Annotated in this window: 20 protein-coding genes and 3 tRNA genes; 6 read left to right on the forward strand and 17 right to left on the reverse strand. The window is 50.9% G+C overall.

All coding sequences use genetic code 11. From position 1 onward, the window contains the following. Window positions 1-79 precede the first annotated feature (79 nt). The 4 genes from rlmM to GBAG_RS16115 all read right to left on the reverse strand — a co-directional run bounded on the left by rlmM (window position 80) and on the right by GBAG_RS16115 (window position 3,106). Window positions 80-1,180, reverse strand: a complete 1,101-nt coding sequence (rlmM, locus tag GBAG_RS16100; protein ID WP_034498030.1) for a 23S rRNA (cytidine(2498)-2'-O)-methyltransferase RlmM — start codon at window positions 1,178-1,180, stop codon at window positions 80-82. Next, complete coding sequence (locus GBAG_RS16105) at window positions 1,173-1,568, reverse strand: DUF423 domain-containing protein (RefSeq protein WP_034498032.1); 396 nt, start codon at window positions 1,566-1,568, stop codon at window positions 1,173-1,175. Before GBAG_RS16105 ends, rlmM begins: the two co-directional genes overlap by 8 nt. Before the next feature lie 49 nt (window positions 1,569-1,617). Then, the gene (gcvA, locus tag GBAG_RS16110) at window positions 1,618-2,535 is read right to left on the reverse strand and encodes a glycine cleavage system transcriptional regulator GcvA (RefSeq protein WP_034498034.1); all 918 of its coding nucleotides are present in this window, start codon (window positions 2,533-2,535) and stop codon (window positions 1,618-1,620) included. A 343-nt stretch (window positions 2,536-2,878) separates the two neighbouring features. Further along, the gene (locus GBAG_RS16115) at window positions 2,879-3,106 is read right to left on the reverse strand and encodes a YgdI/YgdR family lipoprotein (RefSeq protein ID WP_034498036.1); all 228 of its coding nucleotides are present in this window, start codon (window positions 3,104-3,106) and stop codon (window positions 2,879-2,881) included. A 194-nt stretch (window positions 3,107-3,300) separates the two neighbouring features. Here GBAG_RS16115 and csdA point away from each other — a divergent pair, with 194 nt between their 5' ends. Both csdA and csdE read left to right on the forward strand, forming a co-directional pair. Further along, a complete protein-coding gene (gene csdA / locus GBAG_RS16120; protein WP_034498038.1) occupies window positions 3,301-4,506 on the forward strand; it encodes a cysteine desulfurase CsdA in 1,206 nt (401 codons plus the stop codon). Beyond that, entirely contained in the window at window positions 4,507-4,950 is a 444-nt protein-coding gene (gene csdE / locus GBAG_RS16125; protein WP_034498039.1) for a cysteine desulfurase sulfur acceptor subunit CsdE, read from the forward strand. On the opposite strand, the gene tcdA is transcribed toward csdE, so the two are convergent. Continuing rightward, entirely contained in the window at window positions 4,938-5,750 is an 813-nt protein-coding gene (tcdA, locus tag GBAG_RS16130; protein WP_034498041.1) for a tRNA cyclic N6-threonylcarbamoyladenosine(37) synthase TcdA, read from the reverse strand. The two genes, csdE and tcdA, sit on opposite strands and share 13 nt — an antisense overlap. Before the next feature lie 81 nt (window positions 5,751-5,831). Continuing rightward, window positions 5,832-6,932 carry a murein transglycosylase A gene (gene mltA, locus GBAG_RS16135; RefSeq protein WP_034498043.1) on the reverse strand — a complete coding sequence of 367 codons (1,101 nt, stop codon included), beginning with the start codon at window positions 6,930-6,932 and terminating at the stop codon, window positions 5,832-5,834. 207 nt (window positions 6,933-7,139) lie between these two features. On the opposite strand from mltA, the gene GBAG_RS16140 reads away from it, so the two are divergent. The 3 genes from GBAG_RS16140 to GBAG_RS16150 all read left to right on the forward strand — a co-directional run bounded on the left by GBAG_RS16140 (window position 7,140) and on the right by GBAG_RS16150 (window position 7,501). Next, window positions 7,140-7,216: transfer RNA gene (locus GBAG_RS16140), tRNA-Met, on the forward strand. 69 nt (window positions 7,217-7,285) lie between these two features. After that, a tRNA-Met gene (locus GBAG_RS16145) sits at window positions 7,286-7,362 on the forward strand. A 62-nt stretch (window positions 7,363-7,424) separates the two neighbouring features. Then, a tRNA-Met gene (locus GBAG_RS16150) sits at window positions 7,425-7,501 on the forward strand. Window positions 7,502-7,628: 127 nt separating this feature from the next. On the opposite strand, the gene amiC is transcribed toward GBAG_RS16150, so the two are convergent. Next, a complete protein-coding gene (gene amiC, locus GBAG_RS16155; protein ID WP_034498045.1) occupies window positions 7,629-8,885 on the reverse strand; it encodes an N-acetylmuramoyl-L-alanine amidase AmiC in 1,257 nt (418 codons plus the stop codon). 234 nt (window positions 8,886-9,119) lie between these two features. Between amiC and argA the strand changes: the two genes are divergently transcribed. Continuing rightward, window positions 9,120-10,451: an amino-acid N-acetyltransferase gene (gene argA / locus GBAG_RS16160; protein WP_034498150.1), complete on the forward strand. Its 1,332-nt coding sequence runs from the start codon at window positions 9,120-9,122 to the stop codon at window positions 10,449-10,451. 22 nt (window positions 10,452-10,473) lie between these two features. On the opposite strand, the gene recD is transcribed toward argA, so the two are convergent. From recD to lgt, 10 genes are all read right to left on the reverse strand, one after another. Continuing rightward, complete coding sequence (recD, locus tag GBAG_RS16165; protein ID WP_034498047.1) at window positions 10,474-12,309, reverse strand: exodeoxyribonuclease V subunit alpha; 1,836 nt, start codon at window positions 12,307-12,309, stop codon at window positions 10,474-10,476. After that, window positions 12,306-15,848 carry an exodeoxyribonuclease V subunit beta gene (gene recB / locus GBAG_RS16170; protein WP_034498048.1) on the reverse strand — a complete coding sequence of 1,181 codons (3,543 nt, stop codon included), beginning with the start codon at window positions 15,846-15,848 and terminating at the stop codon, window positions 12,306-12,308. Before recB ends, recD begins: the two co-directional genes overlap by 4 nt. Before the next feature lie 43 nt (window positions 15,849-15,891). Next, the gene (gene ptrA / locus GBAG_RS16175; protein ID WP_034498050.1) at window positions 15,892-18,777 is read right to left on the reverse strand and encodes a pitrilysin; all 2,886 of its coding nucleotides are present in this window, start codon (window positions 18,775-18,777) and stop codon (window positions 15,892-15,894) included. A 144-nt stretch (window positions 18,778-18,921) separates the two neighbouring features. Then, window positions 18,922-22,296, reverse strand: a complete 3,375-nt coding sequence (gene recC, locus GBAG_RS16180) for an exodeoxyribonuclease V subunit gamma (protein ID WP_034498052.1) — start codon at window positions 22,294-22,296, stop codon at window positions 18,922-18,924. A 7-nt stretch (window positions 22,297-22,303) separates the two neighbouring features. Beyond that, entirely contained in the window at window positions 22,304-22,645 is a 342-nt protein-coding gene (locus tag GBAG_RS16185; RefSeq protein ID WP_034498054.1) for a prepilin-type N-terminal cleavage/methylation domain-containing protein, read from the reverse strand. After that, on the reverse strand, window positions 22,627-22,989 hold the full coding sequence (locus GBAG_RS23290; RefSeq protein ID WP_081908423.1) for a DUF2509 family protein: 363 nt from the start codon (window positions 22,987-22,989) through the stop codon (window positions 22,627-22,629). The genes GBAG_RS16185 and GBAG_RS23290 overlap by 19 nt, the downstream gene beginning before the upstream one ends. Window positions 22,990-23,057: 68 nt before the next feature. Then, window positions 23,058-23,618, reverse strand: a complete 561-nt coding sequence (locus tag GBAG_RS16190) for a prepilin peptidase-dependent protein (protein WP_034498056.1) — start codon at window positions 23,616-23,618, stop codon at window positions 23,058-23,060. Continuing rightward, the gene (locus GBAG_RS16195) at window positions 23,609-24,082 is read right to left on the reverse strand and encodes a prepilin peptidase-dependent protein (protein ID WP_034498059.1); all 474 of its coding nucleotides are present in this window, start codon (window positions 24,080-24,082) and stop codon (window positions 23,609-23,611) included. Before GBAG_RS16195 ends, GBAG_RS16190 begins: the two co-directional genes overlap by 10 nt. Before the next feature lie 184 nt (window positions 24,083-24,266). Next, complete coding sequence (gene thyA / locus GBAG_RS16200) at window positions 24,267-25,061, reverse strand: thymidylate synthase (protein ID WP_034498061.1); 795 nt, start codon at window positions 25,059-25,061, stop codon at window positions 24,267-24,269. 6 nt (window positions 25,062-25,067) lie between these two features. Beyond that, on the reverse strand, window positions 25,068-25,943 hold the full coding sequence (gene lgt, locus GBAG_RS16205) for a prolipoprotein diacylglyceryl transferase (protein ID WP_034498063.1): 876 nt from the start codon (window positions 25,941-25,943) through the stop codon (window positions 25,068-25,070). Between the last annotated feature and the right edge of the window lie 31 nt (window positions 25,944-25,974).

The following is a 25,974-nucleotide window of genomic DNA, read 5'->3' on the forward strand; positions in this document are numbered from 1 at the left end:
CTCCCACAGGAGAGGGAACTGTTCGGTGATTCAGCCTAGCCCTCTCCCTCAGCGAGAGGGTCGGGGTGAGGGTGATGAATCAACGCTCGTCGCGACGACCGCCCACAGCGGCCCACATACGGCGCACGTGTACGGTCACTTCTTCACGGTCGTGGTACAACTGGCGCGCCTGAATTTCCGCGCTGATTCCATGCTCTGCCAGTTTTTCATGAATCAATGCCAGGTTTTGCGACACTTCTTCATAGCGCTTCTTCATTGGCAACTTGAGGTTGAAAATAGTTTCGCGGCACCAGCCGTTCACGAGCCACGTCGCCATCAGACTCGCCACTTTTGCCGGTTTCTCAACCATGTCGCAGACCATCCAGGAGATGTTGTTGCGGGTTGGCTTATATTTAAAACCATCTTCCTGCAACCAGGTCACTTGCCCGGTGTCCATCAGGCTCTGTGCCATTGGGCCGTTATCAACGGAGCAAACCCACATATTGCGTTGCGTTAATTGGTAAGTCCAACCGCCAGGGCAGGCTCCCAGATCAACGGCATGCATCCCGTTCGCCAGACGCTCATCCCACTCATCCGCCGGAATGAAAGTATGGAATGCTTCTTCCAGTTTCAGGGTTGAACGGCTTGGCGCTTCAGCAGGCAATTTCAGTCGCTGGATGCCCATATAGAAAGGCGAGTTATTCGTGGTGTAGGAATAACCGGTGTAGCAGCAGCCGGGTGCGATAAAGAATACATGCACCACCGGGCGTTTTGGCGTTTCGTAATTGGTGAGGATCCCTGCCTCGCGCAGGCTGGCACGCAGCGGTACCGTCAGCTTACGGCAAAACTTCATCAGCTCTTTGCTTTCATTCGTGTCAGCAACTTCAACGCGCAGATCGCCGCCCTTCTCAACCACGCCCGTCAACATTCCGGTAATTGGCGTAATACGATCTTCCGGTGGAAGATCTTTTAGCAACTCACCCGCAACGATCATCTGGCGAGCAAAGATCAGATCACGAAACGGCAATTCACGCGCCAGTTTGTCAGCGTCATCTTGCTGATAGCATTCGTAAATTACGTAACCGCTGTTTTCTTTCACCCGCGCAAAACCAAACACGCCGCGCTGGCCCGCTTTATCGGTAATCTCTGCCGCGCACTCTTTCTCAAAACCTTGTCGGCAGTACAAAATAACTTTATTCATGGCTTACGCCCCTACGTTTCAGGCGCATTGCACCAATCAACATCAAGATCCAACCGGCGAGAAAACTAAACCCGCCGACCGGAGTAACAAACGCCCACAGGCGTAAGTGTGACAGCGCCAGACAATAAAGACTGCCGCTGAATAAAACAGTACCGAGCGCCATAAAAACGCTGCTCCAATAAAACCAAATGCTGACCCGGCGTTGCATGGCAACGGCCAGACCAAATATGGCTAACGTGTGAAACGCTTGATATTCGAGGCCGGTTTGAATCCAGCCCATTTCCACAACACCAAGCGTTTTGCTCAATACATGCGCCCCAAAGGCCCCGAGAGCAACAAAGATAAAACCGCTAATTGCGGTAAAAATCAGCATGAAACGGCTGGTCATGGTGTAACCCTAAAGTGAAGGCGCAGCACAATGCCTGCGCGAAGGTTGCTTATTGATCGTAACGAAAACGGAATTTTTCTTGTTCGCTCGCTGTTTTCGCCAGAATCCACTGCCTGAAGGCCGCTATTTTACCCAGTTCTGCCTGACTGTCATGACAAACAAGATAAAAGGCATTTTTACTCACCAGCACGTCGTTAAATGGGCAAACTAAACGTCCCGCTTCAATTTCTGATTGCGCCATCACATTGTTTGCCAGCGCAATGCCTTGCCCGTGAATCGCAGCCTGGAGCACCATCGCGCTGTGGCTAAAGATTGGACCTTGCTGCACATTAATATGGCTCACCCCCAGCTGGCGCGTGTAGGTTTGCCAGTCACGACGAGACGCATCATGCAATAAAGTATGATGCGCTAAATCTTCAGGTGTTTTAATCGGTTTCTCGCCGGTCAAGAGCATTGGTGAGCAGACCGGTAGCAAGTATTCTGCGTATAATTTTTCCACACGCAAGCCAGGCCAGTTACCTCGCCCGTAAAAAATTGCGACGTCTACATCATCCGAAAGTTTATCTTCCTGGCGGTCAACCGCCTGAATTCGGACATCAATTCCCGGATAAGCTGTATTAAAGCTAGTAAGACGAGGGACGAGCCAATGAATGGCAAAACTAGGCAACAGGCTGACCGTTAAGGCGCCCTTTGCACTACGCGCCTGTAGCTTACGCGTGGCTTCGGTGAGCTGCGAAAAAATCTCTTTGATGTCCAGATAGTAACTCTGCCCCTCTTCCGTCAACAGCAAAGAGCGGTTGCGGCGGCGGAACAATTTAAGGCCGAGGAAATCTTCCAGGGACTTAATCTGGTGGCTGACGGCGGCCTGAGTCACGAACAGTTCATCGGCCGCTTTAGTAAAACTCAGGTGACGAGCAGCGGCGTCAAATACACGTAAGGCATTTAAAGGGGGCAAACGCTTGGACATAGTTGATTGGCTTAAATGTTAAAGTCTATTAACAAATAGGTGAACTTAGTTAACCTATTAGTTTTTTTTATCTGAGCCATTATAAATTGTCCGTTGAGGATGCACCAGCAAATACCTATAGTGGCGTCACTTCCTGAGCCGGAACGAAAAGTTATCTGAAATGCGTGTTTCGGAGGGCTTTTGGCTTACGGTTGTGATGTTGTGTTGTTGTGTTTGCAATTGGTCTGGCATTCCAGACCCCGGTAGCTAAGCTACCCCTTTTTCACTTCCTGTACATTTACCCTGTCTGTCCATAGTGATTAATGTAGCACCGCAAATTGCGGTGCTTTTTTTTGCTCTAAATTTACTTATCTAACTCAACCATCTCTTTCACGTCAGTACGGTTAATCTGCTGTTTATTCCCATTAGCGTCTTTGTACTGAATCATCCCTGTATCTTCATCGGTTTGCGGTTTGCCATCGGAAACGATAGTCCGACCATCGTTAGTGTGCATCACGTAATTAGGGCCTGAACACGCTGAAAGACCAAAAACCATAACACCTGCTAATACTGCTGCGGCTGCCTTGTTCATATTCTTCTCCTTAGTAGCGTTTAATGCTGATTTGTACTTCAAAATAAACACGGTGAAAGATTCACCTAACATTAATTAGCATAACCGTCTTTTCGGACTTTGCCAGATTAAGCAGACTATTCCGAAGGTTACGTATTCCTTGTGCGATTAAGACAAATGCGCGACGATCGGCGGCATTGGATACGAGGAAAATCATGAAATCATTTAATCCAGCCGAATTTCGCAGCCAGTTTCCGGCTCTGGCTGATGCCGGTGTCTATCTCGACAGCGCAGCAACCACACTTAAACCTCTCGCGGTGATTGAAGCCACCAGACAGTTTTATAGCCTGAGCGCCGGGAATGTTCATCGCAGTCAATTTGCCGAAGCCCAACGCCTGACAGAACGATATGAAGCCGCTCGCGATATCGTGGCTGGTTTGCTTAACGCGCCATGTGCTAAAGATATTGTCTGGACGCGTGGCACCACCGAAGCTATTAACCTCGTGGCGCAATGTTATGCCCGTCCGCGTCTACAGCCCGGCGATGAAATCATCGTTAGCGAAGCAGAACATCACGCAAACTTTGTGCCGTGGTTAATGGTCGCAGAGCAGACTGGCGCGAAGATTGTAAAATTGCCGCTGGGCAAAGATTACCTCGCAGATTTAAGCCAACTCCCTGAGCTTCTTAACGCACGCACAAAAATTCTGGCGTTAGGCCAAATGTCTAACGTCACAGGCGGCTGCCCGAACCTGGAAAAAGCGATTACGCTTGCTCATGCAGCGGGCGCGGTTGTTATGGTTGATGGTGCACAAGGTGTGGTCCATTGCCCACCGGATGTACAAGCGCTGGATATTGATTTTTACGCCTTCTCGGCGCACAAACTCTACGGCCCCACCGGCATCGGTGCGCTGTACGGTAAAACTGAGTTGCTCGAAGAGATGTCGCCATGGCTTGGCGGCGGCAAGATGATCACTCATGTCTCATTTGAAGGATTCAAAACTCAGCCAGTGCCGTATCGTTTTGAAGCTGGCACGCCAAACGTCGCGGGTGTGATTGGCCTGAGTGCCGCTCTGGAGTGGCTGGAATCTGTTGATTTACAAGAAACTGAAGCTTATAGCCGTGGGCTTGCAACACTTGCAGAAGCCGAGCTGGCGAAACGCCCTGGTTTTCGTAGTTTCCGCTGCCAGGACTCAAGCCTGTTAGCATTCGATTTCGCCAATATTCACCATAACGATATGGTGACGTTGCTGGCCGAAGCCGGAATATCGCTACGCGCCGGGCAGCACTGTGCGCAACCGTTGCTCGCCGCGTTAGGTGTCAGCGGCACATTGCGTGCTTCATTTGCGCCGTACAACACACAAAGCGACGTCGATGCCCTGGTTAAAGCTATCGACAATGCACTGGAAATTCTGGGGGATTAAATGACAAGTGGATTTTTAGCCGGTCACCCTTTTGGCACTTCAATTACCGCCGATAACCTGCGTTCGACGTTTGCGCCATTGCAGCAATGGGAAGATAAATACCGTCAGTTGATCCTGTTAGGGAAGCAGCTTCCGGCACTGCCTGCTGACTTAAAGCAGGAAAATATCGAAATTGCCGGGTGTGAAAACCGCGTCTGGTTGGGCCATTCTCTTCAGACGAATGGCACGCTGCATTTTTATGGTGACAGCGAAGGGCGAATCGTTCGGGGTTTGCTGGCGGTGTTGCTCACCGCCATTGAAGGGAAAACAGCTGAACAGTTGCTGAATGAAGACCCACTCGCACTGTTTGACGATTTAGGGCTGCGTAATCAATTAAGTGCGTCGCGCAGCAGCGGGCTGGCAGCATTAGCGCAAGCCGTGCACGTTGCAGCTCAGGCAGTCTGAATTCGCGCCGCTTTCGCCATCATTTTCTTTAAAACATGGGATACCGCCACAAAACCAAAGCTGGCGGTGACCATGGTTGCCGCACCAAATCCAGATGCACAATCCATACGCTTCGGGCCATCAGCCGTACTTTTCATTGCGCAGACCGAACCATCAGCCTGAGGGTAAACCAGCGCTTCGGTGGAAAACACACAATCGATCCCCAGCTTGCCTTTACTGTTCTTCACTACGCCAAAATCGCTTTTTAATCTTTCACGTAGTTTTGCCGCCAGCGGATCCTGAATCGTTTTCGCCAGATCGGTAACCTGAATTTGCGTAGGATCGATCTGCCCGCCCGCCCCGCCGGTTGTCACTAATGGGATCTTATAACGACGGCAATACGCGATCAGTGCGGCTTTAGGGCGCACGCTGTCGATGGCGTCAATCACATAACTAAAACCCTGATTAAGCAACTGGGCGGTGTTTTCAGCAGTGATAAAATCATCCACCACCGTGACGCGGCATTCCGGGTTAATTTCACGAATGCGCGCCGCCATCACTTCGGTTTTGGCCTGGCCGACAGTGTCCCGCAAGGCATGAATCTGGCGGTTAGTGTTAGTGACACACACATCATCCATGTCGATAAGCGTAATCGCGCCGATACCGGTACGAGCCAGCGCCTCTGCGGCCCATGAGCCAACGCCCCCAATGCCAATCACGCAAACATGCGCATCAGCAAACAATTGCAGAGCATCACGGCCATACAAACGGGCCGTGCCGCCAAAGCGTTGCAGCCAGGCATCGGTCAAAACTACAGACATTACGTTATCCTCGGAAAATCTTTGCGGGTGCTATTGCAGATATAGATGACGGGCTGATTATACAGCCCGTGCGCGGGAAGATTAACCCGTGAATACGCTGTTGGTCGTGCCCGGCGCATTTTTCAGCACCCAAACGCGTCCATAATGGTTGTACCAACCCGCGCGGTGACCGGCGTCAGCACCAATCCCCTGATAGATATCAAAGTGCTGACCTTTTATCGCACCGCCAACATCGAGCGCCACCATCACGCGTAATTCGTATTGCCCACTGAATTTACCGTTGTTATCAAGTAACGGCACTTCCGCAAGAATAGTGGTGCCCGCAGGAATAATTGAACGATCAGACGCAACCGACGCACGGCCAATTAACGGCACCGCACTCGCCCCTTTCACCGGCGCGAAGCTTGCAGGTTTAAAGAAGACGAACGATGGATTCTGTTCGAGCAGCTCCTGCACTTCAGCCTGGCTGTGCGTTTCACCCCAATGGCGAATCGCCTGCATCGACATATCTTCTTTCTTCACTTCGCCACGGTCGATAAGCACTTTGCCGATACTGCGGTAAGCGTGGCCATTTTTGCCCGAATAGCCGAAGAAGGTTAATGGCTGCCCGTCGCCGAAATCAATATAGCCGCTGCCCTGCACATCCATAATGAAGTTATCCATTAAGGAATTGCTGTAAGCAATAATGTAGCTGTCGCTCAACCCACCCCGGTAAATCTCCGCACGAGACGGCAGGCGACCGCGTTTTGGTGGCATACGGTAGATTGGATACTGGAACTCGCCCTGGCGGGTATAACGCGCCTGTACAACTGGCGTGTAGTAGCCGGTGAATTGCACGTTGCCGTAGTTGTCAGCACCTTCCATTTGCCAGGCATCAAGACCGTACTGGCTCAGCTTGCTGGTATCGCCACCGGCACGCAGCCACTGTTGAACGGCACCGTAAACATCGCTCTTGCTATTATAGAGGCGAGGAGAAGCAGAACGAATCTGGTTAACTTGCTCAGCAAAGTCACCACCGTTTATTGGTGCTCCCACCGCATCCGGTTGGTTTACGAGGGAAAAAGGCTGGGTAAACTTCCCGTCTTTATATTGCTGACCTTTATCTGTCGGTTTTGAGGAGCAGCCCGCCAGAATGGCCACCACTACCCCAGTTACAATGTACTTCGTCCAACGTCCTATCATTACTTCCTCGCCCGGTTACGCCGCTTTATCCCACGCGAAGATAGCAAACACGCTGCAAGATTTAAACGTGTTGCGCCTCGCACAGCCCAGATGTGTTCGTTATTTGTACTTAAATTAAATTATTATCAGTTAGATGAGACAAATCGGGTATTTTTTAAAAAAAGGGTTGCATCAAAAGCCGAGCAGAGTATAGTGCGCTTCCACGGACGCGGGGTGGAGCAGCCTGGTAGCTCGTCGGGCTCATAACCCGAAGGTCGTCAGTTCAAATCTGGCCCCCGCAACCAATTAAAAAGTCGCTGAGTTTAGCGCGGTGATGAAAATCACTAGCAGTGAGTAGCAAATAGTTATACGGACGCGGGGTGGAGCAGCCTGGTAGCTCGTCGGGCTCATAACCCGAAGGTCGTCAGTTCAAATCTGGCCCCCGCAACCAACTAAGTCGCTGAGTATTCGCGCAATGATGAAAATCATTTGGGTAACAAAGAAGTTTACGGACGCGGGGTGGAGCAGCCTGGTAGCTCGTCGGGCTCATAACCCGAAGGTCGTCAGTTCAAATCTGGCCCCCGCAACCAACATTTAAAGCACTCTCAGGAGTGCTTTTTTTGTATCTGAAATTCGTGTTATTTGGTGGATGACGCTTATCCACCCGACGAAATGCCGTTGTTGGTCGGATAAACGCAAGCGTCATCCGACAAAGTATTAGCCGCGCCGCGCTAATCGCGAGCTATCCGCAAAATACGCCTTAATCCCTGCAAGAATTGATTCCGCCACTTCCTGCTGGAATGTCGCAGTACGCAGCTTGCGCTCTTCCTCAACATTACTCAGAAACGCGGTTTCGACCAGAATGGATGGAATGTCCGGGGCTTTCAGCACGGCGAATCCAGCCTGATCGACGCTGTTTTTATGCAGCTTGTTCACTTTGCCTAATCTGGCCAGCACTTCTTTACCGAATTTAAGACTGTCGTTAATCGTCAGCGATTGCACCATATCGAACATCGTATGGTCGAGATATCTGTCGCCACTCTTACTCACCCCACCAATTAAGTCGGCGGCGTTCTGCGTTTGGGCGAGGAATTTTGCTGCCGTACTGGTGGCACCTTTGGTTGAGAGTGCAAATACTGACGATCCGCGAGCGGCTCCAGACGTAAACGCATCCGCATGAATGGAAACAAAAAGATCCGCACGCTGCTTCTGCGCTTTTGCCACCCTGACTTTTAACGGGATAAACACATCCTCGTTGCGCGTCATGTAGGCTTTCATATTCGCTTCTTTATCAATCAAAGCTTTAAGCCGGCGCGCAATTTTGAGCACGATGTCTTTTTCACGCGTTTTGTTCGGCCCAATGGCTCCGGGATCTTCCCCGCCATGGCCGGGATCGAGCATGATAACAATTGGCCTGTCACGCCCTGCCTTGCCGGGCTGCGGGCCTTGCTCCGGAGACGGAGGGGTATCTTTATCCAGCTTGCCGTTATTGTAATCTTCGAGCAGCGCCAACAGAGGATCCTGCTCGCTGTTCATATTGGCCGGATACAAATCCATGACCAGGCGTTCTTTAAATTCAGCAACCGGTGCCAGCGCAAAAAGATGCGGGGTGACATTCTGCTTGAGTTCAAAAACCATACGCACCGTTTGTGGATCAAACTGCCCAACACGTGCTGACTTGATGAAAGGATCGTCGCCGCGAATCTGGCCACCAATTCCTTTCAAAACTGAATTTAAATTCACACCTTCTATGTCGACAACCACGCGATCGGGGTTGCTCAATGCAAACTGCTTATACTTAAGCTGCTTGTTCGATTCCAGCGTTACACGAGTGTATGACGATGCGGGCCACACACGCACCGCAACCACCAGGCTTGAGGCAGCAAAGCCAACCTGGCTGACACTCAGTAGCCACATAGCGCCTGCGCCCTGCAATAAGCGGCGACGACTAATTAACGAACGGGAATCTGACATAGCTCTCCTGAGCGGTGTGTTTCCGTGAAACAAATAACCAATTTTATTTTTTGAGCCGAAAACTTTAGCGAAACACGCTCGGGCTGTCACCCTTTAAAGGGTAAACATTCGCAATCAAGCACCTGGCTGCGCGGATGCAGAAATTTCTGCTTTGAGGAAATTGCTGCTTGCGCCAGAGGCAATAAAAGAATAAAAATACAGAAATTACGAATAATCATGCATCGAGGGCTTGCCGTGGTGAAGGAACGTAGAACCGAACTGGTACAGGGATTCCGCCATACTGTCCCCTATATAAATGCCCATCGGGGAAAAACGTTTGTCATTATGCTGGGCGGCGAAGCCATTGAACACGAGAACTTTTCCAGTATCGTTAACGATATTGGGCTGTTGCACAGCCTGGGAATTCGTCTGGTGGTGGTCTACGGCGCGCGTCCACAGATTGATACTAATCTGGCTTCGCATAATCATGAGCCTATCTATCATAAACACACGCGCGTCACCGATGCCAAAACGCTGGAACTGGTCAAACAGGCCGCCGGTTTGTTGCAGTTGGATATCACTGCGCGTTTGTCCATGAGCCTCGGCAACACGCCGTTGCAAGGTGCACACATCAATGTCGTTAGCGGTAATTTTATTATTGCTCAGCCTCTTGGCGTGGATGATGGCGTGGATTATTGCCACAGCGGGCGCGTGCGTCGCATCGACGAAGAAGCCATTCATCGTCAGCTTGATAACGGTGCAATTGTATTGATGGGCCCGGTGGCGGTTTCTGTCACTGGCGAAAGCTTCAACCTCACGTCTGAAGAGATTGCCACGCAGTTGGCGGTCAAACTGAAAGCCGAGAAAATGATCGGCTTCTGTTCTTCTCAGGGCGTTATCGATGACAACGGCAATATCGTTTCAGAACTGTTCCCCAACGATGCGCAAAAACGTATTGAAGAGCTGGAAGAAGCGGGTGATTACCACTCTGGCACCGTGCGTTTTCTGCGTGGCGCGGTGAAAGCCTGCCGCAGCGGCGTGCGCCGCAGCCACTTAATTAGCTATCAGGAAGACGGGGCGCTGTTGCAAGAACTCTTCTCACGCGACGGTATCGGGACACAAATCGTGATGGAAAGTGCGGAGCAAATTCGCCGCGCCACTATTAACGATATCGGCGGCATTCTGGAGCTGATTCGCCCGCTGGAGCAGCAAGGGATTCTGGTGCGCCGCTCGCGTGAACAACTGGAAATGGAGATCGACAAGTTCACCATCATCCAACGCGATAACCTGACTATCGCTTGCGCGGCGCTTTATCCATTCCAGGAGGAAGGGATTGGTGAAATGGCGTGTGTTGCGGTTCATCCGGATTACCGCAGTTCATCACGCGGTGAAGTATTGCTGCAACGCATTGCCACGCAAGCGCGGCAAATGGGGTTAAGCAAGTTGTTCGTGCTGACAACCCGCAGTATTCACTGGTTCCAGGAACGCGGGTTTATGCCGGTGGATGTCGAACTGCTGCCGGAAAGCAAAAAAGAGATGTACAACTATCAGCGCCGTTCAAAAGTGTTGATGGCAGATTTAGCATAATTAAAAAGCTAGCCCTTCTGGGCTAGCTAAAACTCTCCATCAACCCGCTACGCCGTTCAGTCCTGGTCACAATTGCCTTTTCTAACACCCGATCATCGGCATACAGCGACAGCTTATTTCGAGCGCGGGTAATCGCCGTATACACCAGTTCACGCGTCACCACAGCGGTGTACTGGTTTGGCAGCACCAGCGCGGCATGTTCAAATTCAGAACCTTGCGATTTATGCACCGTCATGGCGTATGCCGTATCGTGGCCCGGTAAACGACTTGGCTGTACGGATTTAATGGTGCCATCCGGCATCGGGAACCAGACCCTTAACCCCTCGCCTCTATCCAGCGCGATACCGATATCCCCGTTAAACAGCCCCAACGAACTGTCATTACGAGAAACCATAATCGGCCTGCCGTTATACCAGCGCGATGTCGCCTGATTTGGCCGCTCAATTAACCGTTTTTGAATCAGTGCCAGCTCGATGCGGCTATTCAAACCGCTGACGCCAAACGGGCCTTCACGCAAAGCACAGAGCATTTGATAACGCCCAAAAGCTTCAAGAATAGAAGCGGGCTCTGCCTGATTGCGAATCAAGTCCAGGTATGGTCGATACCCTTCCACCGCATCGTCAATCATCATGGCGTAGTCCGCCGTTTCACGCAGTGGTTGTTTAGTAATATCGCTAAAACCTTCGCTAAATATGGTTTTCACGCGTTTAACATCGCTGGCATTGACCGCAAAGGCCAGTTGCCCGATGCCGGATTTACTGTCAAAGCGGTAGCTTTTTTGCAGTAAACACAAACCATCACGCAACGCGCTCGCGCCGTTACCTTCTCCAGCAGGAAGCGTATAACCGGTGAGTAGACTCAGCTCTGCTGCACGCTCAGATGAATATCCATGCGTAACATAGTGGCAAATATCCCCGAGCACGGCCCCTGCTTCAACCGACGCCAACTGGTCGCGGTCGCCTAAGAAAATCACTCGCGCATGAGGAGGCATCGCATTGATCAGTTTTGCCATCATCGGCAAATCCACCATCGAGGCTTCATCCACCACCAGCACATCAAGGTGCAAAGGATTTCCGGCGTGGTAGCGCAAGCGTTGGCTGTTCGGTTGCGCACCTAACAAACGGTGCAATGTGCAGGCATCGTTGGGTAATGAGGCTTTTTGCGCTTCATCTAACGGCAAGCGGCGCAACGCCGAACCCAATGATTCCGTCAAGCGGGCTGCGGCTTTCCCCGTCGGCGCGGCGAGTTGAATCCGCAAAGACGGGGCATCCGAAAGCTGGACTAACGCGGCGAGTAATTTCGCCACCGTGGTGGTTTTACCGGTACCCGGCCCACCTGAAATCACCGATATACGACGGGTTAATGCCACGGCTGCGGCCACTTTTTGCCAGTCAGTCTCGGGCAACGGCTCAAAAAGCTGATTGAGTACGTTAATGACCTGCGATTCATTAAGCGTAATGGGCCGATTTTCCTGCACAAAAAACTGCGCAATGGACTGCTCGTTTTGCCACATTCGGTTGAGATATAAACGCTCGCTAATCAGCTTTAGCGGGGTCGCCCCTTCGTATTCACTCACCGCATTGGAAGCCAACAATATCTCGCGCCAGCCGCTTTTCAGGTCGGCAAGCGCAAAAAGTTGTTCTGCTAAATCTGGCTGACGCCCGGAAAAAAAGAACTCCGGGACTAAACGTGAAAGCGGAATGCAGACATGCCCTTCACCCGCATCGTGGCTGACCAATGCCGCCGCGAGCATCACCGCGGGCTGATCATCACTGGCAATCATCATGGCAAACTGTGCATCCAGCGCACGCAATAACTTTTGCTCCACCGCCTGCTGTAAAAGCTCAGACATTTTCATGGCGTCACCTCGTCCTTTTGCGCCGCGAATAGTGCATCCATCTTCGCAATCAGTTGCTCATCCGGGCACGTTGAAAATATTCCTTGTGAGGAGCCGTTACTTTCGATGCCACGTAAGAAGAGGTAGATAACGCCGCCGAAGTGAGTCTGGTAGTCATAATCAGGAATTCTGTGCCGTAAATAACGGTGCAAAGCCAGCGTATACAGTTGATATTGCAGATCATACCGATGAGATTGCATCGCCGCCGCCATCGCTTCCCCGGTGTAAGCGCTGCTGTCTTCGCCCAGCCAGTTCGATTTGTAATCCAGCAGGTAGTAGCGCCCCTTCCAGCGGAACACCAGGTCAATAAACCCTTTCAGCATGCCACGCACTTGCTTGAAGTTTAACGGCGGACAACCTTTTGATAACGGGTCATATTCCCGCACGAGGGCATCTAAATGTGCTGCCTGCAAATCACTCTTTATCGGCAAATAGAACTCCATTTCGACCTGCCTGTCTTGCGGAGTTAACTGGCTAAGCGACACGCCCGCGTCATTCAACGGTGCCTGCAAAATAGTGTGCAACCACTCGGCGACAATCGGCTGCCACTGCTCACCAAAACCTTGTTCGCTTAACTGCTTTGCAATCCACGCTTCATCTATTGGCTGAGTAAAATCAATGCCTTCGAACAAGCTATGCAAAAATGTGCCCGGCCCTGCCCCACGTGGAAAGGTGTGCGGAGTAAGTAATGGCTCACTTTGAGTCGGCGCAGCACCTGCGGCATCGACATCCAGGCGCGGCAATAAATCCAGAGCCTGGCTGCTACCATGCTGCTGTAAACCTGAATAACTGGTGACTCGCCAGTTATCAACCACCTGCCTTGTCATGATGCGTGCGCTAAGTTCGGGCAACGCTTCACTCACTGGCTGCCACGGAGTGTAATCATCTGACTTAGGATCTTCGACGCTAATCGACTCGCTCGCCAGTTCCTGCAAGCAAACTTGTAATCCCGCAGCATCTTTCGCTTCGCCTTTTTGTAAAAGATAACCCAACGCCCCGAGGTGCAAATCGCTGTTCCCTTTTTTAGCGCGATTACCTTTAAACAACGGTGCGACGCCGAGACTGCAATGCCAGATTGAGCGTGTCAACGCGACGTACAACAGGCGTAAGTCTTCCGCCAGGCGCTCTTCTTCTGCCAGACTCAGGCTTTCCGCGTCATCACTTAAATCCAGCAAAGGTGAAAACGTGGAACGGTCATGGTACAGGCCGCTGTTTTGCGCCCGATAATTGGCGATGAATGGCAACCAAACCAGCGGGTATTCCAGCCCTTTTGATTTATGGATAGTGACCACCTGAACCAGGTGTCGGTCGCTTTCGAGACGCAGTTGTTGGCTATAGGCGTTACTGTCAGGTTCCGTAACCTGCTGAGCCAGCCAGCGCACCAGCGCATGTTCACTGTCAGTTTGCGCGGCTTCTTCTTGCAACAGCTCGCTGATATGCAAAATATCGGTCAGACGCCGCTCGCCACCCGGTGTTGCCAGCAAGTTTTCGGCAACCTGACGTCGTGCGATAAGCGCGCGTAACATCGGCATCACGCCTCGGCGTAACCAAATTTGCCGATACTCGGAAAACTCTTCAACCAGGCAGTCCCAGGCATTTTCGTCATTGTTCAGCGCTTCTATCATTCGGGCATCCAGCCCCAACATGCTAGTGGCGACGGCGCTACGCAGCGCCGTTTCTATTTCTGGGGCCAGTACCGCCTGCAAAATCCACAGAATCTCTCGAGATTCTGGCGTTGCGAATACTGAGTCACGGTTTGAAAGATAAACCGAAGGGATATTCAGGGCGCTCAACGCTTCACGCACAATCGATGCTTCGCCGCGACTACGAACCAGAATGGTGATGTCAGACGACTGTACCGGGCGTGACTCTTCCCCTTTCCACAGCAATGCTTCGCCACGCTGCCCAGCACTCAACCATTCCCGAATTTGTTGTGCGCACTGCATGGCCATAGTTTGTTGGTAATCACTCACACCGCAGCCATCGCCTGATTGCGCCCAAAACGACATCGCCGCCTGGTTTTTCCCTTTGAGGGTAAAACGTAAGCCATTGTTCTTCTGGGCGGCCTTCACCGCTAAGAATGGAATTTGCGCGAATAAGAAGGGGTTATCCAACTGCTGGAAAAGGGTATTTACGCTGTTTATCATCCCCGGTGATGAACGCCAGTTGGTGTCCAGCGTGTAGTGGGCGCTTACCTCATGCCGGGCTTTCATGTAGGTAAAAATATCCGCACCACGGAAAGCGTAAATCGCCTGTTTTGGGTCACCGATAAGCAACAATGCAGTATCAGGCTGATTGATATACAAGCGTCTGAAAATACGATATTGCTGCGGGTCGGTATCCTGAAACTCATCTATCATTGCAGCCGGGAAACGGCTGCGGATCGCCGCTGCCAGCGCATCCCCGCCGGGTTTATGCAACGCTTCATCAAGGCGGGTTAACATATCGTCAAACCCGAGTTCGCCACGGCGGCGTTTTTCCTGCTGCACGGTGTAGCGGATTTCAGCCATCGCGCGGGCAATGACTAAATCACGCAGCGTCAGCGGTTCGCCCAGCAGATCGTTAATCGCCCTGAAAACAGGATGCTGCGGCGGTTGGCCTTCTTTGGTTTTCTCATCAAGCATCGACTGAGAAAAACGCTCTAGCTGATCGGGTAATTTATAGGTCGTGGTTTCTGTCTGCGCCCACACACCAACAATATTCAGCCAGTTCGGTAAGTTTTTACTGCTATAGCTGCGGCGGTCAATCTTCGCCACACTCAGGATCTGCGCGATGTCATCCGCACAGTCTCGCCATTGTGCTTTTACATCTTCAATGGCATTAATGATTTTTTGATGACGAGCAAGCAGCGTTTCATCATCGGCTGGAGGCTGTTTCAGAATGGGTTGTTCACCTTGCAGCCAGCTATTGATATCTCTGAGCAGTTCTTCCGGGCCAGCCCACTCTTCTGCCATCACCTGGGCGACAGGTTTAGGCAACGGATAACAATGGCGGCGCCAGAAATCAGCACAAGCATGGCGACGTAGCAGCGATTCATCTTCGATGAGTTGTTGTTCAAACAACATGCCTGATTCAAAGGCATTCAGACTCAGCATTCTTTGGCAGAAGCCGTGAATGGTGAATATCGCCGCTTCATCCATTTGCTGTTCGGCCAGGCGCAGAACCTGCGCCGCCTGATGCAGGTCAGGAATTTCAGCCATCAGGCTCTGGAACAGAGGATTGTCGGTACGATTGCGTACGCAGGCGATGCGTAGCTCATGGATATTGGCTCGAATGCGGCCACGAAGCTCTTCCGTCGCCGCCTGCGTAAAGGTTACGACCAGCAACTCTTCGACAGAAAGCGGCCTGGGATGAGCATTTTTACCTCCCAGGCCTAACAACAGGCGTAAATACAGTGCCGCAATGGTAAAGGTCTTTCCGGTCCCCGCAGAGGCTTCTATCAGCCGCTCCCCCTTAAGAGGCAAGCTAAGAGGATCAAGAGGCTGCGTGGTTCCGGTCATTTTTTACCCTTTGTCTTTCAAGTTGCAGGTGTTTTAGCTGCTATCACTTTGAATCTACGAGCGGCAGTGATTGTTGCAGAGCGCTGACCTCCTTCCAGGTTTTCCAACCATCCGGAGCGGCATAGTCTGCTTTACCATTGTGGCTACCAGAAACTTGCGACAGTACCGCCATTCCCTGTTGTTCGATAACAGCCTGATGGAAGAAATCAGCCAGTTTTTGTGGAGTCAGCTTTTTAATTTCGGCGACTACTTTATCACGCGAATCAAAGTCCATGTTTCCACGATCAAAATCTTTGCTCAGCTGCGAAGCTTCCTGGGACAAGGTCTGCGGAGCCTGCATAATTTCACTGATCATTCCCTGCTGCATTTGCGCGAAATCTTCCACGCTCATGCTACGCAGCTTTTTCTCGGCTGTTGGGTAAAACGCTTTGAATCGTTCATACAAATAGGCCGGTTGCTTGTCATTACTTTGCAACAAGAAACCAATGCCCCACTGGCGTCCCACAGACATCGGGAATGCGAACACCGCGTACCCTAACTGTTCCTGAGTCCGCAACTGGTTGTAGAACCACGGTTGAATAATTTGCCCCAGCATTGAGCTGTAAGCGGTACTCACGGTTTCATCGAACCCTTTCGGCACGTAGACTGCGGCTAATGCAGAATCGGTGCTGCTGCCGGTTTTTTCAAACATGGATAAATGTTGTTTATCCACCAGCACGTCTTTGTTGCGGCACCATTCATTGCCTTTAGTCCCGAGCAGGCTTTGCACCCCATGCGCCAGGTCTGTAGCTTGCTGTGGGGTGATATTACCAAGGGCTAAAAACTCAGGTTTAGCATTGGTTTTTAAAACCTCGCGGTAATCGAGCACGTCTTTTAACGTCAGTGCAGGTAACAATGCGCGGCGAGTTTCACGCTGGAAATACGGCACCTGTGAGATCATTTGCACCGGCATAATCGCCTGATCGTAAGCCTTTCCTTTATCTGCCGAGTCCATCATCTGGGCATACCAGGACTTCGCTTGATCCAACTGTTCTTGCGTTGGCGTGTAAGAGAAGTAGCCCTTTAATAACGCTTCAAAAAGCTGCGGCAAACGTTGTGTGTAACCGTTGGCGTTAACCATCAACCCGCTATTAGCATTAGTCGAGAAACCAATTCCGCCGATTGAGGCCTGATTGCTTAATTCATCCAACGCAATTCCAGCCAGATAATCATTGAGAGCAAACAGCACCTGGTTTTTAGCACTATCCATCGCTTGCGGATTACGCAGCACCATGGTCACGTCAGCTTTAGGCTCGCTCGCGAAGTAATGGCTTGGCATATACAACACGCGTAACCCTGGTTCTTTTACCAACAGTTCAGGATGCGCGTAAGTTTTATCAGGTTTAACCAACGTAAAATTGTCAGGAATGTACGGGTTTAATTGTGGCAATTCCAGCTTGATGGCCGCCGCTTTTTGCTTCCAGACATCAAAGACTTGTGGTGTAATTTTGTCGACCTGATAAGGGGCCTCAACAAAATATGCCGTCTTGTTGTGCGGTTCTTTCGGGCTGATATACCAGACTCGCGCGTTCTGCGGGGTCATCATATCTAGCCGAGATTTAATCGCCGCGGGATCGTATTGATCGGCGATATTAACCGCATCCAGCGTATGTTCGACCGGTACACGTAACATGGTGTCTGCCAGCCATTCGACATAATCCATATCGCGTGTAATTGATGGGTAACGGAAATCGAGATCCAGAACATGGGCAAGCTCATCGAAATAGCTTTTATCAACACCATTTTCGCGCAGCTTATTCAAGTAACTGAAGATTGCCGCAACCACTTCATCACGCTGTGCAAGGCCTTTGTCTGTTAACGACACCGAAATAGCAAATACGCCGCTATTACCGTTGACTAACGGATCGGAATCAGCGCGAATGCTGTCAGCAAGCCCCTGTTTTTGCAGCCAATCTGAAAGAGTATTATTGCTGCGATTACTAATCAAATAGCCAATTAACTCATCCGTTTTACTGCGGAATTTATCGCTATTGTTGTCGATGCGGAATTCAACACGCACGACCTTGCGCGGTAATGCTGGCACGTAGTGAATCACAATGCCTTTTTGCGCATCGGTCACTACTGGTACATCAATCACCGGACGTTCAATGTTTTTATTGGGCACCCGGCCGTAGGTTTCTACCGCAATTTTTGCCAGTTCAGGCAATGGCTTATTACTGTAGATAACCGCTTTCATTAGGTTTGCGGAATAGTATGTATCGCGGAAAGCCACCAGCGCATCCAGCAGTTTGCTGCCCGGTTTGTCACGCAGTGTTTCCAGATTGCCGCCAGAAAAACGTGAACCAGGGTGAGCTGGGTTGATGGTTTCGGCACTGACTTGCGCCATGCGCATACCGTCACGAGCACGCGCCAGCGTCAGCTCTGCGTTGACCGCATTACGTTCACGTTCAGCGTACTCAGGCGCAAGGTTCGGCTCAGCGATAGCATCCGACAAGCGATCTACCGCCCCTTCCAGCGCATCGTTTTCCACTTCGAGGTAAAACGCAGTGCGGTAGGTTGCAGTGCTGGCATTGTGGCTGCCACCGTGCTTTTTGAGAAACTCCGACAGGCTGTCAGGCTCTGGATACTTTTTAGAACCCATCAGTGTCATGTGTTCAAGATAGTGAGCAAGGCCGAGATGGTCGTTCGGATCCTCTAACGACCCCACAGGAACAACCAGTGCAGACAATGACTTAACAGCTTGCGGGTCAGAAACCAGCAGAACCGTCATACCATTATCAAGGCGTACTGCCTGGTACTGGCGATTGTCTTTTTCGCTTTTACGGATTGTTTCCTGGATAGGCTGCCAACCCGTATCTGCCTGACTTAATGGTGCCCAAAGAGCGACTAACAAGAAAAGCGGTTTTAACCAAGTGCTGCATTTAGGCATTAACGAACCTCATTCACTAACTTACTCATCATTAACAACTTTTAAAACAATCTGTCATTGTCGTTGTTTCTTTTTTCGCCAATCCTGAGCAAGCTGCGCATATTAGATGAACCTGCCGGATTGTGCAATTTTTATACAATTCTTTTAAGCTTTATTGAAGCGAAACAGGGGCAGTAAATAGCGCTCGGCTTCACTGATTATCGCGTCGTAGTAGTCAGGCTCGAGCGTTCGATACAGGCGTTGCAGCCACATGTCGGCGCCTTCCCCGTCGACTCGCTGATTCCCTTCCCAGGCCGCCAATAGCTTACTTTTGGCTTTCTGTTGCGTTTGCTCATCCCATAAAATGGCATCATTCGCGGGTTCGTAACAAGCTTTTATCCATGCCCCTCCACTTATTGGTAGCAATAGCAATGGCTGTACTAATCCTTTCCGATAACCATCAATAAGTTGCTGGAGATAGCTTTTCGCCTGTTCAACATCCATCGGCGGGAATTTCCACTCAGTAGAATCGCGCCCATACAGACGGCTCTCTCCTTCTCCTCCCATTGCACACCACACAACATGCTCAATCCACAGTTGTAATCCATGCGCCGAATTGAGGATCGACGGTCGCCAGCGCAGCAAACCATCGGCCTGCACATCCGACAACCAACCTTCCAGACTTGTTCCGTCTATCTGGAGCGAGACTTCCTGGCTGGTGCCATTTTGTCGCTCGGCTCTCACTTTTTGCGCCAGTTCTTCCATTTCTGTTAACTGGGTTTCCCATAAAATTTCACCGAATGCGCCAAACGGTAATATCCCCGCAGCCCGATAGCGGCTGAATAGCAGCTGCGTGTCGCCTTCCTGAACTAGCGTATTGAGCAATTCCTGGTTCATCTGGAAACGTTCAAGGCTATCTAAGGTGAAAGGTTCCGCATCAGGCAGTTCGGTTTCTTCAAGACGGAAGTTAATGCCCAGACGCATCTGGAAAAAAGCGCGGACAGGATGGCGCCAGAAACGTTGCAATTGATCCAACGTGATAACGTCATGTGTTTTGTCTTCAAGTGGCTGAATAAACGGGGTTTGTGCTTGGCCTTGCTCGCTTGCGGCAGGTAGCCATTCATAGGCATAACTTTGCACAGATGCGCCAGAGACAAAATTCCCGGCTTCAAATGGAGTGCGGTGATGCAGTTGCACCAGATGCCTTTTTACACGCTCGCTGCTTTCGTCGCAGGTTTGTTCTGTGTCCTGCGCCAGGCAATGGCTTTGGGCGATGTAATCTAATAACTCATCTACCAGCACTGAAGGGTAACGCTGGCTGTTATCCTGAATGGAACGTCCGATATAGCTGATATAGAAACGCGCTTGCGCGGAGTTGAGCGCTTCGAGGAACAAGTAACGGTCATCGTCACGGCGGCTACGGTCGCCGCGCTGCGGCTTCTGGCTCATAAGATCAAACCCGAGCGGAGCCAGCGTGCGTGGATAAACGCCATCATTCATCCCCAGCAAACAAACCACTTTGAACGGGATAGAACGCATGGGCATTAAGGTGCAGAAGTTTATCGGCCCTGCCAGGAATCGCTGACTGATGCGCTCCTGGTCGAGGCGCAGTGCCAGTTCATCACGTAACAGCATCAGGGAAACATTTTCCTGATAACACGACTCCAGACCGTATTTAATGATTTCTTGCCACTGCTGCTCAATCAGCGCCAGTGCGCCTTCAGTTTCGGTATCAGGCAGGAAGAAGCTGGCTAGCATGTCACGGCAAACGGAAGTCCACTCAGCCAGCGGTCGCGCAACGGTAAGTTCATGCCGCCATTTATTAAGCTGCATTAAAAGATCTGCCAGTTGCCCAACGAGCTCGGCAATTAAACCGTTTGATTCATCGTATGGAAGAACTGACTGCCATTCACCAGCCTGGCTATCCATTGCATAACCTAACAGCATGCGCGTTAAACCAAAGCGCCAGGTATGTTGCCCGGTTGCCGGGAGATCCCATTCACGGACATTGTCGTCATCAATACCCCAACGAATTCCGGATTCATTCACCCACTGGCGCAAGTAGCGTAGCCCTTCTTCATTGATTGAGAAGCGAGCAGCCAGTGCGGGAACTTCAAGCAAAGCCAAAACATCCTGCGCAGCAAAACGGCTATCAGGAAGTGAAAGCAGGGAGATAAATGCCTGTAGGGCCGGGTGCGCTTGTCTTGCCCGGCGATCGGAAATCGCAAATGGTAACCGACGCTCCGCTACTGCATTGCCAAATACCGCCTGGATAAACGGACTGTAGCTGTCAATATCCGCCACCATCACGATGATATCGCGCGGGGTAAGGGTTGGGTCAGCATCAAGCATCGCCAGCAACTGGTCGTGCAACACTTCGACTTCACGTTGAGGGCTATGGCATTGATGGAAAGCGACGGAATTATCATCCAGTGAAAGGATTCTTTTGCTGTGGCTATGCTCGAACTCTTCCTGCGTCAAACCTGTCACCGCATTGTTTTGCAGCTCAAGTAAATCGTACTGCAAACTGCGCAATAAACAGTCTGGTTCGATATCAACGAAAACATCAATTTCTTCAAAGCGTTGCATCTCAGCAAGCATGAACGTGTAATCGCGTCCTAATTTTCCCCACGAGGCCAGCAACGGGTTGCCAATATCTTGCTCACCGTCTTCATTAAACAATGAAGACGCCGTGTCGCTATCTTTAAACAACGGAAGAGTAATACCTTGATGCCCATGGCTACGACGCCGGCGGCTAATTAAGCGCGCAAGATAAGCAGGGTCTTTAATATCACCCCAGTAGTAGCGGCACGGGTTAGTAAACAGCAAATGCACGTCAATATGCTTACCCAGTGCTTGTAATGCCTGAAGATAAACCGGAGGCAGGGCTGAAATACCACAAATAAAGACTCGGGCAGGCAAACCTTGCGGGCATTCGTTACTTGATTCCAGAGCGTTAATAAAACGTTGGTACAGGTTTGCACGGTGCCATTCAGGTTGCCGAAGCTCTTGCGTGTGGCGAACCAAAGCAGCCCACAGCGGAGCCTGCCATAACTGGGCCTCGCCCACGTTATCAACCAGTTCGCCTTTCTCCCACTGGCTTAACCAACCTGGGCGGTAAACCAGGTATTGGTCATAAAGGTCTGCAATTCTTGAGGCTAACTGAGAGAGTTTTCGGCCATTTTCATCTTCTGCCAGATATTGGTTTAACAAAGCGAATTCAGGCTGATCCAGCATCGTCGGGATGAGCGTCATTAACTTCCAGCTCATGCTTTGCTTGTTGAAAGCACTTTGCTCAGGAATATTTGGCAGTACGCGCACAAACATGTCCCAGATAAAGCTCGCCGGAAGTGGGAAACTGATGTTAGCCGCGATACCAAATTTATGGGCCAGCGTCATTTGCAGCCATTGCGCCATACCGGTACTTTGCACTAGGACAACCTCGGGTTCAAAAGGGTCAGGCAGCGGTTGCCTTTCCACAATAAACTCCATAATTGCTTCCAGCACATCCAGTCGATTGGAATGGTAAACACGCAACATAGAAACGCTACTCCTGACTTTTCTCTTTCTGCGAGCAATGCAACCGCGACAACTGCCCGGTACGCCCGACAGGGCTGGTAATAATAACATTGATGCTGACACATCCTGCCGTCGATGTCTGCTGCTGGCTGACTCTCCATTCATTTGTGGGCAGAGGCGATTCAGGTTCCCCCATTTCTACAGCTAAGCGCCAGAGCTGGCGGAATTGCCATTGCGACTGAAAACCCTGCTGGAGAACACGGTGGTAGCCCATTAATGCCAGCATAACGACCGAAAACAGCGCCATAGCACACAGCACTTCAATCAGACTAAAGCCGCGCTGTCTTGATTTCATTGGGGTAACTGGCATCGGGAAGCATCCGTTAAAGGGCAAAAGTCGAGCCAACCATGGGGAGTTGATATCCAACGTGAGTTCTCCAACGAACCCCACAGCCAAAGAGTTACTGGTGATTGTTGCCCCGGAAAATTCCCGTAAGCCGCCATCAGAAATTCATTTTTCCCCACAGTTAGTATGCAAGCATTCCAGCCCTGGTGTGACTGGTGCTGGCACTCCCAGGTTGGTGTCGACGTCCAGGATAGCTGACTACCCCAGGCCTGTGCTGACACAGCGGCAGCATATTGTTTAAGAAACCCTATTTCGCTTGCAACCAGGTAGCGCTGTTGATTTAGCTGCTGCTGCAACCCGCTTAGCATTAATATTCCTAAGGCAAACAACAGCAGCACAAAGCCCAGGGTAGCGTTACCTTTCTCTGATTGCCCATTCACAGGTTATAACCGACAACGATATGGCGCAAAGACACAGGGATTTGCTCTTTTTTAAAAGCGGCAACCAGCTCGATAGCTAGCAACGGTGGCAGTGAGTGGCGAGCCAGTCGGGTTACAGAGAATTTTTGTATCATCATTGATGCGGGATCGGAGATTTTTTCCCAACCACTGCCTTCACAACTGGAAGCACCGCGCAAAGCTTCGAGGTTGTTACCATTAAGTCTAAAACCGGTTAATTCAGTTTCATTATGGCCAGACGGTTCCCAGCGTCCGTTGCTGTTATTGTCCCATTGCAACAAGACACACTCGCCCTCTTTACGTATAACCAGCCCCTCACCCTGGCAACTTCCATGACAATAGCCCGCGCGTTGAAGCTGTTTGCCTACACTAAATGCCAGTTGCCAGAGCGATTCTTGCAGTGTCTCTTTCTGATACTGTAGTAATACCGCCTGCTGGAGCACTGGAAATAGCCTCCCGGCCCCAAGCAAAACAAGACTGCTCAAGGCCATGGCAATAAGCGTTTCAAGTATTGTGAAGCCCTGTTGGTTTAGCTGCATTTGTTGTTCCCTTTAACTTCGCAGACGCGAATTCTTCCCTGCGTTGAAAGAATAACTCGCCACTTTCCGGCAGAGCTTTGTAACGTGATATGACCCGGCCACGCTGTGTCCCTAAGCCCGTAAAACCCCATCCCCGGCGTGGTATCTGCAATATCGACATCAGCAAATGGTTGTAGCAATGACCAGCGTTGACTTGCGTTACAGATACTCCCTGCATTGAGTTTGCTTGCCAGACACCACGATTTTCCTGAGCGCTTCACCGCAAGCAAATGGTCGCGATTGTTCCAGTTTGCATCGCTGCGTAACTGTTCAAGTAAATGTCGAATCTGCTGAGTGGTTATCCGCAAGCGCTGCTGTTGCTGCCATTGTTGCCAGCCGTAGACGCCGCCAGCACTGAGCATTGCGACAATGACAATGACTACCATCATTTCTATCAGGCTGAAGCCAGACTGTTTTGTTTTCATGGTGGGAGTGTGCCAGCTGCGAAATTACGCGCCAGCAGCAATAACTCGTTTCTCGAGGCTTCTCGAAGGGAAGTTTTATTGTTGCGTAGAATTGCAGAACTACTGGAAACAGGCTCGCAAAGCCGAAATTGAGGTAAAAAAAACCGGCGCACATAGGGCACCGGTTATGGCAGGTTATTAACCGTTAGATAGCGACTGGAGCTTTGATTGCCGGATGAGGATCGTAACCCTCAATTTCAAAATCTTCGAAACGATAATCAAACAGTGATTCTGGTTTGCGCTTGATTACTAGCTTCGGCAATGCGCGTGGCTCACGAGTTAATTGCAAACGAGTCTGCTCAAGGTGATTGCTATACAAGTGAGTATCACCACCTGTCCAGACAAAATCACCCACTTCCAGCTCGCATTGCTGCGCCATCATATGCACCAGTAAAGCGTAGCTGGCGATATTAAACGGTAGGCCGAGGAAGATATCGCATGAACGCTGATAAAGCTGGCAGGAAAGCTTGCCATCCGCTACGTAGAACTGGAAAAACGCATGGCAAGGAGCCAATGCCATTTTATCCAGCTCACCCACGTTCCACGCCGAAACAATAATACGGCGTGAGTCGGGATCGTTTTTCAGTTGGTTAATTACGGTGGTCAGCTGATCAATATAGCGGCCATCAGGTGTTGCCCATGAGCGCCACTGTTTACCGTACACAGGCCCCAAATCGCCGTTTTCATCCGCCCATTCGTCCCAGATGGAGACATTATTTTCATGCAGATAAGCAACGTTAGTCTCACCTTTCAGGAACCACAGCAGCTCATGAATGATGGAACGTAAATGGCAACGCTTAGTGGTAACCAGTGGGAAGCCATCTTGCAGATTGAAGCGCATCTGATGACCGAAAATCGACAATGTGCCGGTACCGGTACGGTCATCTTTTGGCGTGCCGTTTTCCAGCACATGTTTCATCAAATCAAGATACTGTTTCATGTTTCCTCACGAAAGCTGTTGCTGGGGGCGACGGCGATATGCCCAAACCATCATTGCCACACCAGCGACAATCATCGGAATCGAAAGGATTTGCCCCATGCTGATGTACTGCACCCACTCACCGGTAAACTGCGCATCTGGCTGGCGGAAGAATTCGACGATGATACGGAACGCACCGTAACCAATCAGGAACAGGCCAGATACAGACCCCATCGGACGTGGTTTACGGATAAACAGATTCAGAATGATGAACAGCACGATGCCTTCCAGAACCATTTCATACAACTGAGATGGGTGGCGCGGCAAAACACCGTAGGTGTTAAAGAGCGACTGCCATTCAGGGTGAGTCGCCAGCAGACCGATATCTTCGCTGCGGGAACCAGGGAACAGCATCGCCCACTGGAAGTTCGGGTCAACACGACCCCACAGCTCGCCATTGATAAAGTTACCAAGGCGACCCGCGCCCAGGCCAAATGGAATCAGTGGCGCTATGAAATCAGAAACCTGGAAGAAGGAGCGATGGGTTCGGCGCGCAAACCATATCATTACGCAGATGACACCGACCAGGCCGCCGTGGAAGGACATGCCGCCGTCCCACACTTTAAACAGGTAGAGTGGATCGGCCAGGAAAGATGGCAGATTGTAGAAGAAGACATAACCAAGACGCCCACCGAGGAATACCCCAAGGAAGCCCGCATACAGCAGGTTTTCGACTTCGTTTTTCGTCCAGCCACTGCCTGGCTTATTAGCACGACGACCTGCAAGCCACATGGCGAACACGAAGCCGACCAGGTACATCACACCATACCAGTGCAAAGAGACTGGCCCGATGGAGAAAATCACCGGGTCAAATTCAGGAAAATGCAGATAGCCACTATTCATCTGTCACCACAAACCATTGTTACCCCATCGA

The organism is Buttiauxella agrestis ATCC 33320, from assembly GCF_000735355.1.
Lineage (GTDB): Bacteria > Pseudomonadota > Gammaproteobacteria > Enterobacterales > Enterobacteriaceae > Buttiauxella > Buttiauxella agrestis.

What these genes read in the sequence shown, in the direction of transcription:
- rlmM (WP_034498030.1), bottom strand. Translation starts at nt 1,180, where the DNA reads ATGAATAAAGTTATTTTGTACTGCCGACAAGGTTTTGAGAAAGAGTGC.
- GBAG_RS16105 (WP_034498032.1), bottom strand. Translation starts at nt 1,568, where the DNA reads ATGACCAGCCGTTTCATGCTGATTTTTACCGCAATTAGCGGTTTTATC.
- gcvA (WP_034498034.1), bottom strand. Translation starts at nt 2,535, where the DNA reads ATGTCCAAGCGTTTGCCCCCTTTAAATGCCTTACGTGTATTTGACGCC.
- GBAG_RS16115 (WP_034498036.1), bottom strand. Translation starts at nt 3,106, where the DNA reads ATGAACAAGGCAGCCGCAGCAGTATTAGCAGGTGTTATGGTTTTTGGT.
- csdA (WP_034498038.1), top strand. Translation starts at nt 3,301, where the DNA reads ATGAAATCATTTAATCCAGCCGAATTTCGCAGCCAGTTTCCGGCTCTG.
- csdE (WP_034498039.1), top strand. Translation starts at nt 4,507, where the DNA reads ATGACAAGTGGATTTTTAGCCGGTCACCCTTTTGGCACTTCAATTACC.
- tcdA (WP_034498041.1), bottom strand. Translation starts at nt 5,750, where the DNA reads ATGTCTGTAGTTTTGACCGATGCCTGGCTGCAACGCTTTGGCGGCACG.
- mltA (WP_034498043.1), bottom strand. Translation starts at nt 6,932, where the DNA reads ATGATAGGACGTTGGACGAAGTACATTGTAACTGGGGTAGTGGTGGCC.
- amiC (WP_034498045.1), bottom strand. Translation starts at nt 8,885, where the DNA reads ATGTCAGATTCCCGTTCGTTAATTAGTCGTCGCCGCTTATTGCAGGGC.
- recD (WP_034498047.1), bottom strand. Translation starts at nt 12,309, where the DNA reads ATGAAAATGTCTGAGCTTTTACAGCAGGCGGTGGAGCAAAAGTTATTG.
- recB (WP_034498048.1), bottom strand. Translation starts at nt 15,848, where the DNA reads ATGACCGGAACCACGCAGCCTCTTGATCCTCTTAGCTTGCCTCTTAAG.
- ptrA (WP_034498050.1), bottom strand. Translation starts at nt 18,777, where the DNA reads ATGCCTAAATGCAGCACTTGGTTAAAACCGCTTTTCTTGTTAGTCGCT.
- recC (WP_034498052.1), bottom strand. Translation starts at nt 22,296, where the DNA reads ATGTTGCGTGTTTACCATTCCAATCGACTGGATGTGCTGGAAGCAATT.
- GBAG_RS16185 (WP_034498054.1), bottom strand. Translation starts at nt 22,645, where the DNA reads ATGCCAGTTACCCCAATGAAATCAAGACAGCGCGGCTTTAGTCTGATT.
- GBAG_RS23290 (WP_081908423.1), bottom strand. Translation starts at nt 22,989, where the DNA reads ATGCTAAGCGGGTTGCAGCAGCAGCTAAATCAACAGCGCTACCTGGTT.
- GBAG_RS16190 (WP_034498056.1), bottom strand. Translation starts at nt 23,618, where the DNA reads ATGCAGCTAAACCAACAGGGCTTCACAATACTTGAAACGCTTATTGCC.
- GBAG_RS16195 (WP_034498059.1), bottom strand. Translation starts at nt 24,082, where the DNA reads ATGAAAACAAAACAGTCTGGCTTCAGCCTGATAGAAATGATGGTAGTC.
- thyA (WP_034498061.1), bottom strand. Translation starts at nt 25,061, where the DNA reads ATGAAACAGTATCTTGATTTGATGAAACATGTGCTGGAAAACGGCACG.
- lgt (WP_034498063.1), bottom strand. Translation starts at nt 25,943, where the DNA reads ATGAATAGTGGCTATCTGCATTTTCCTGAATTTGACCCGGTGATTTTC.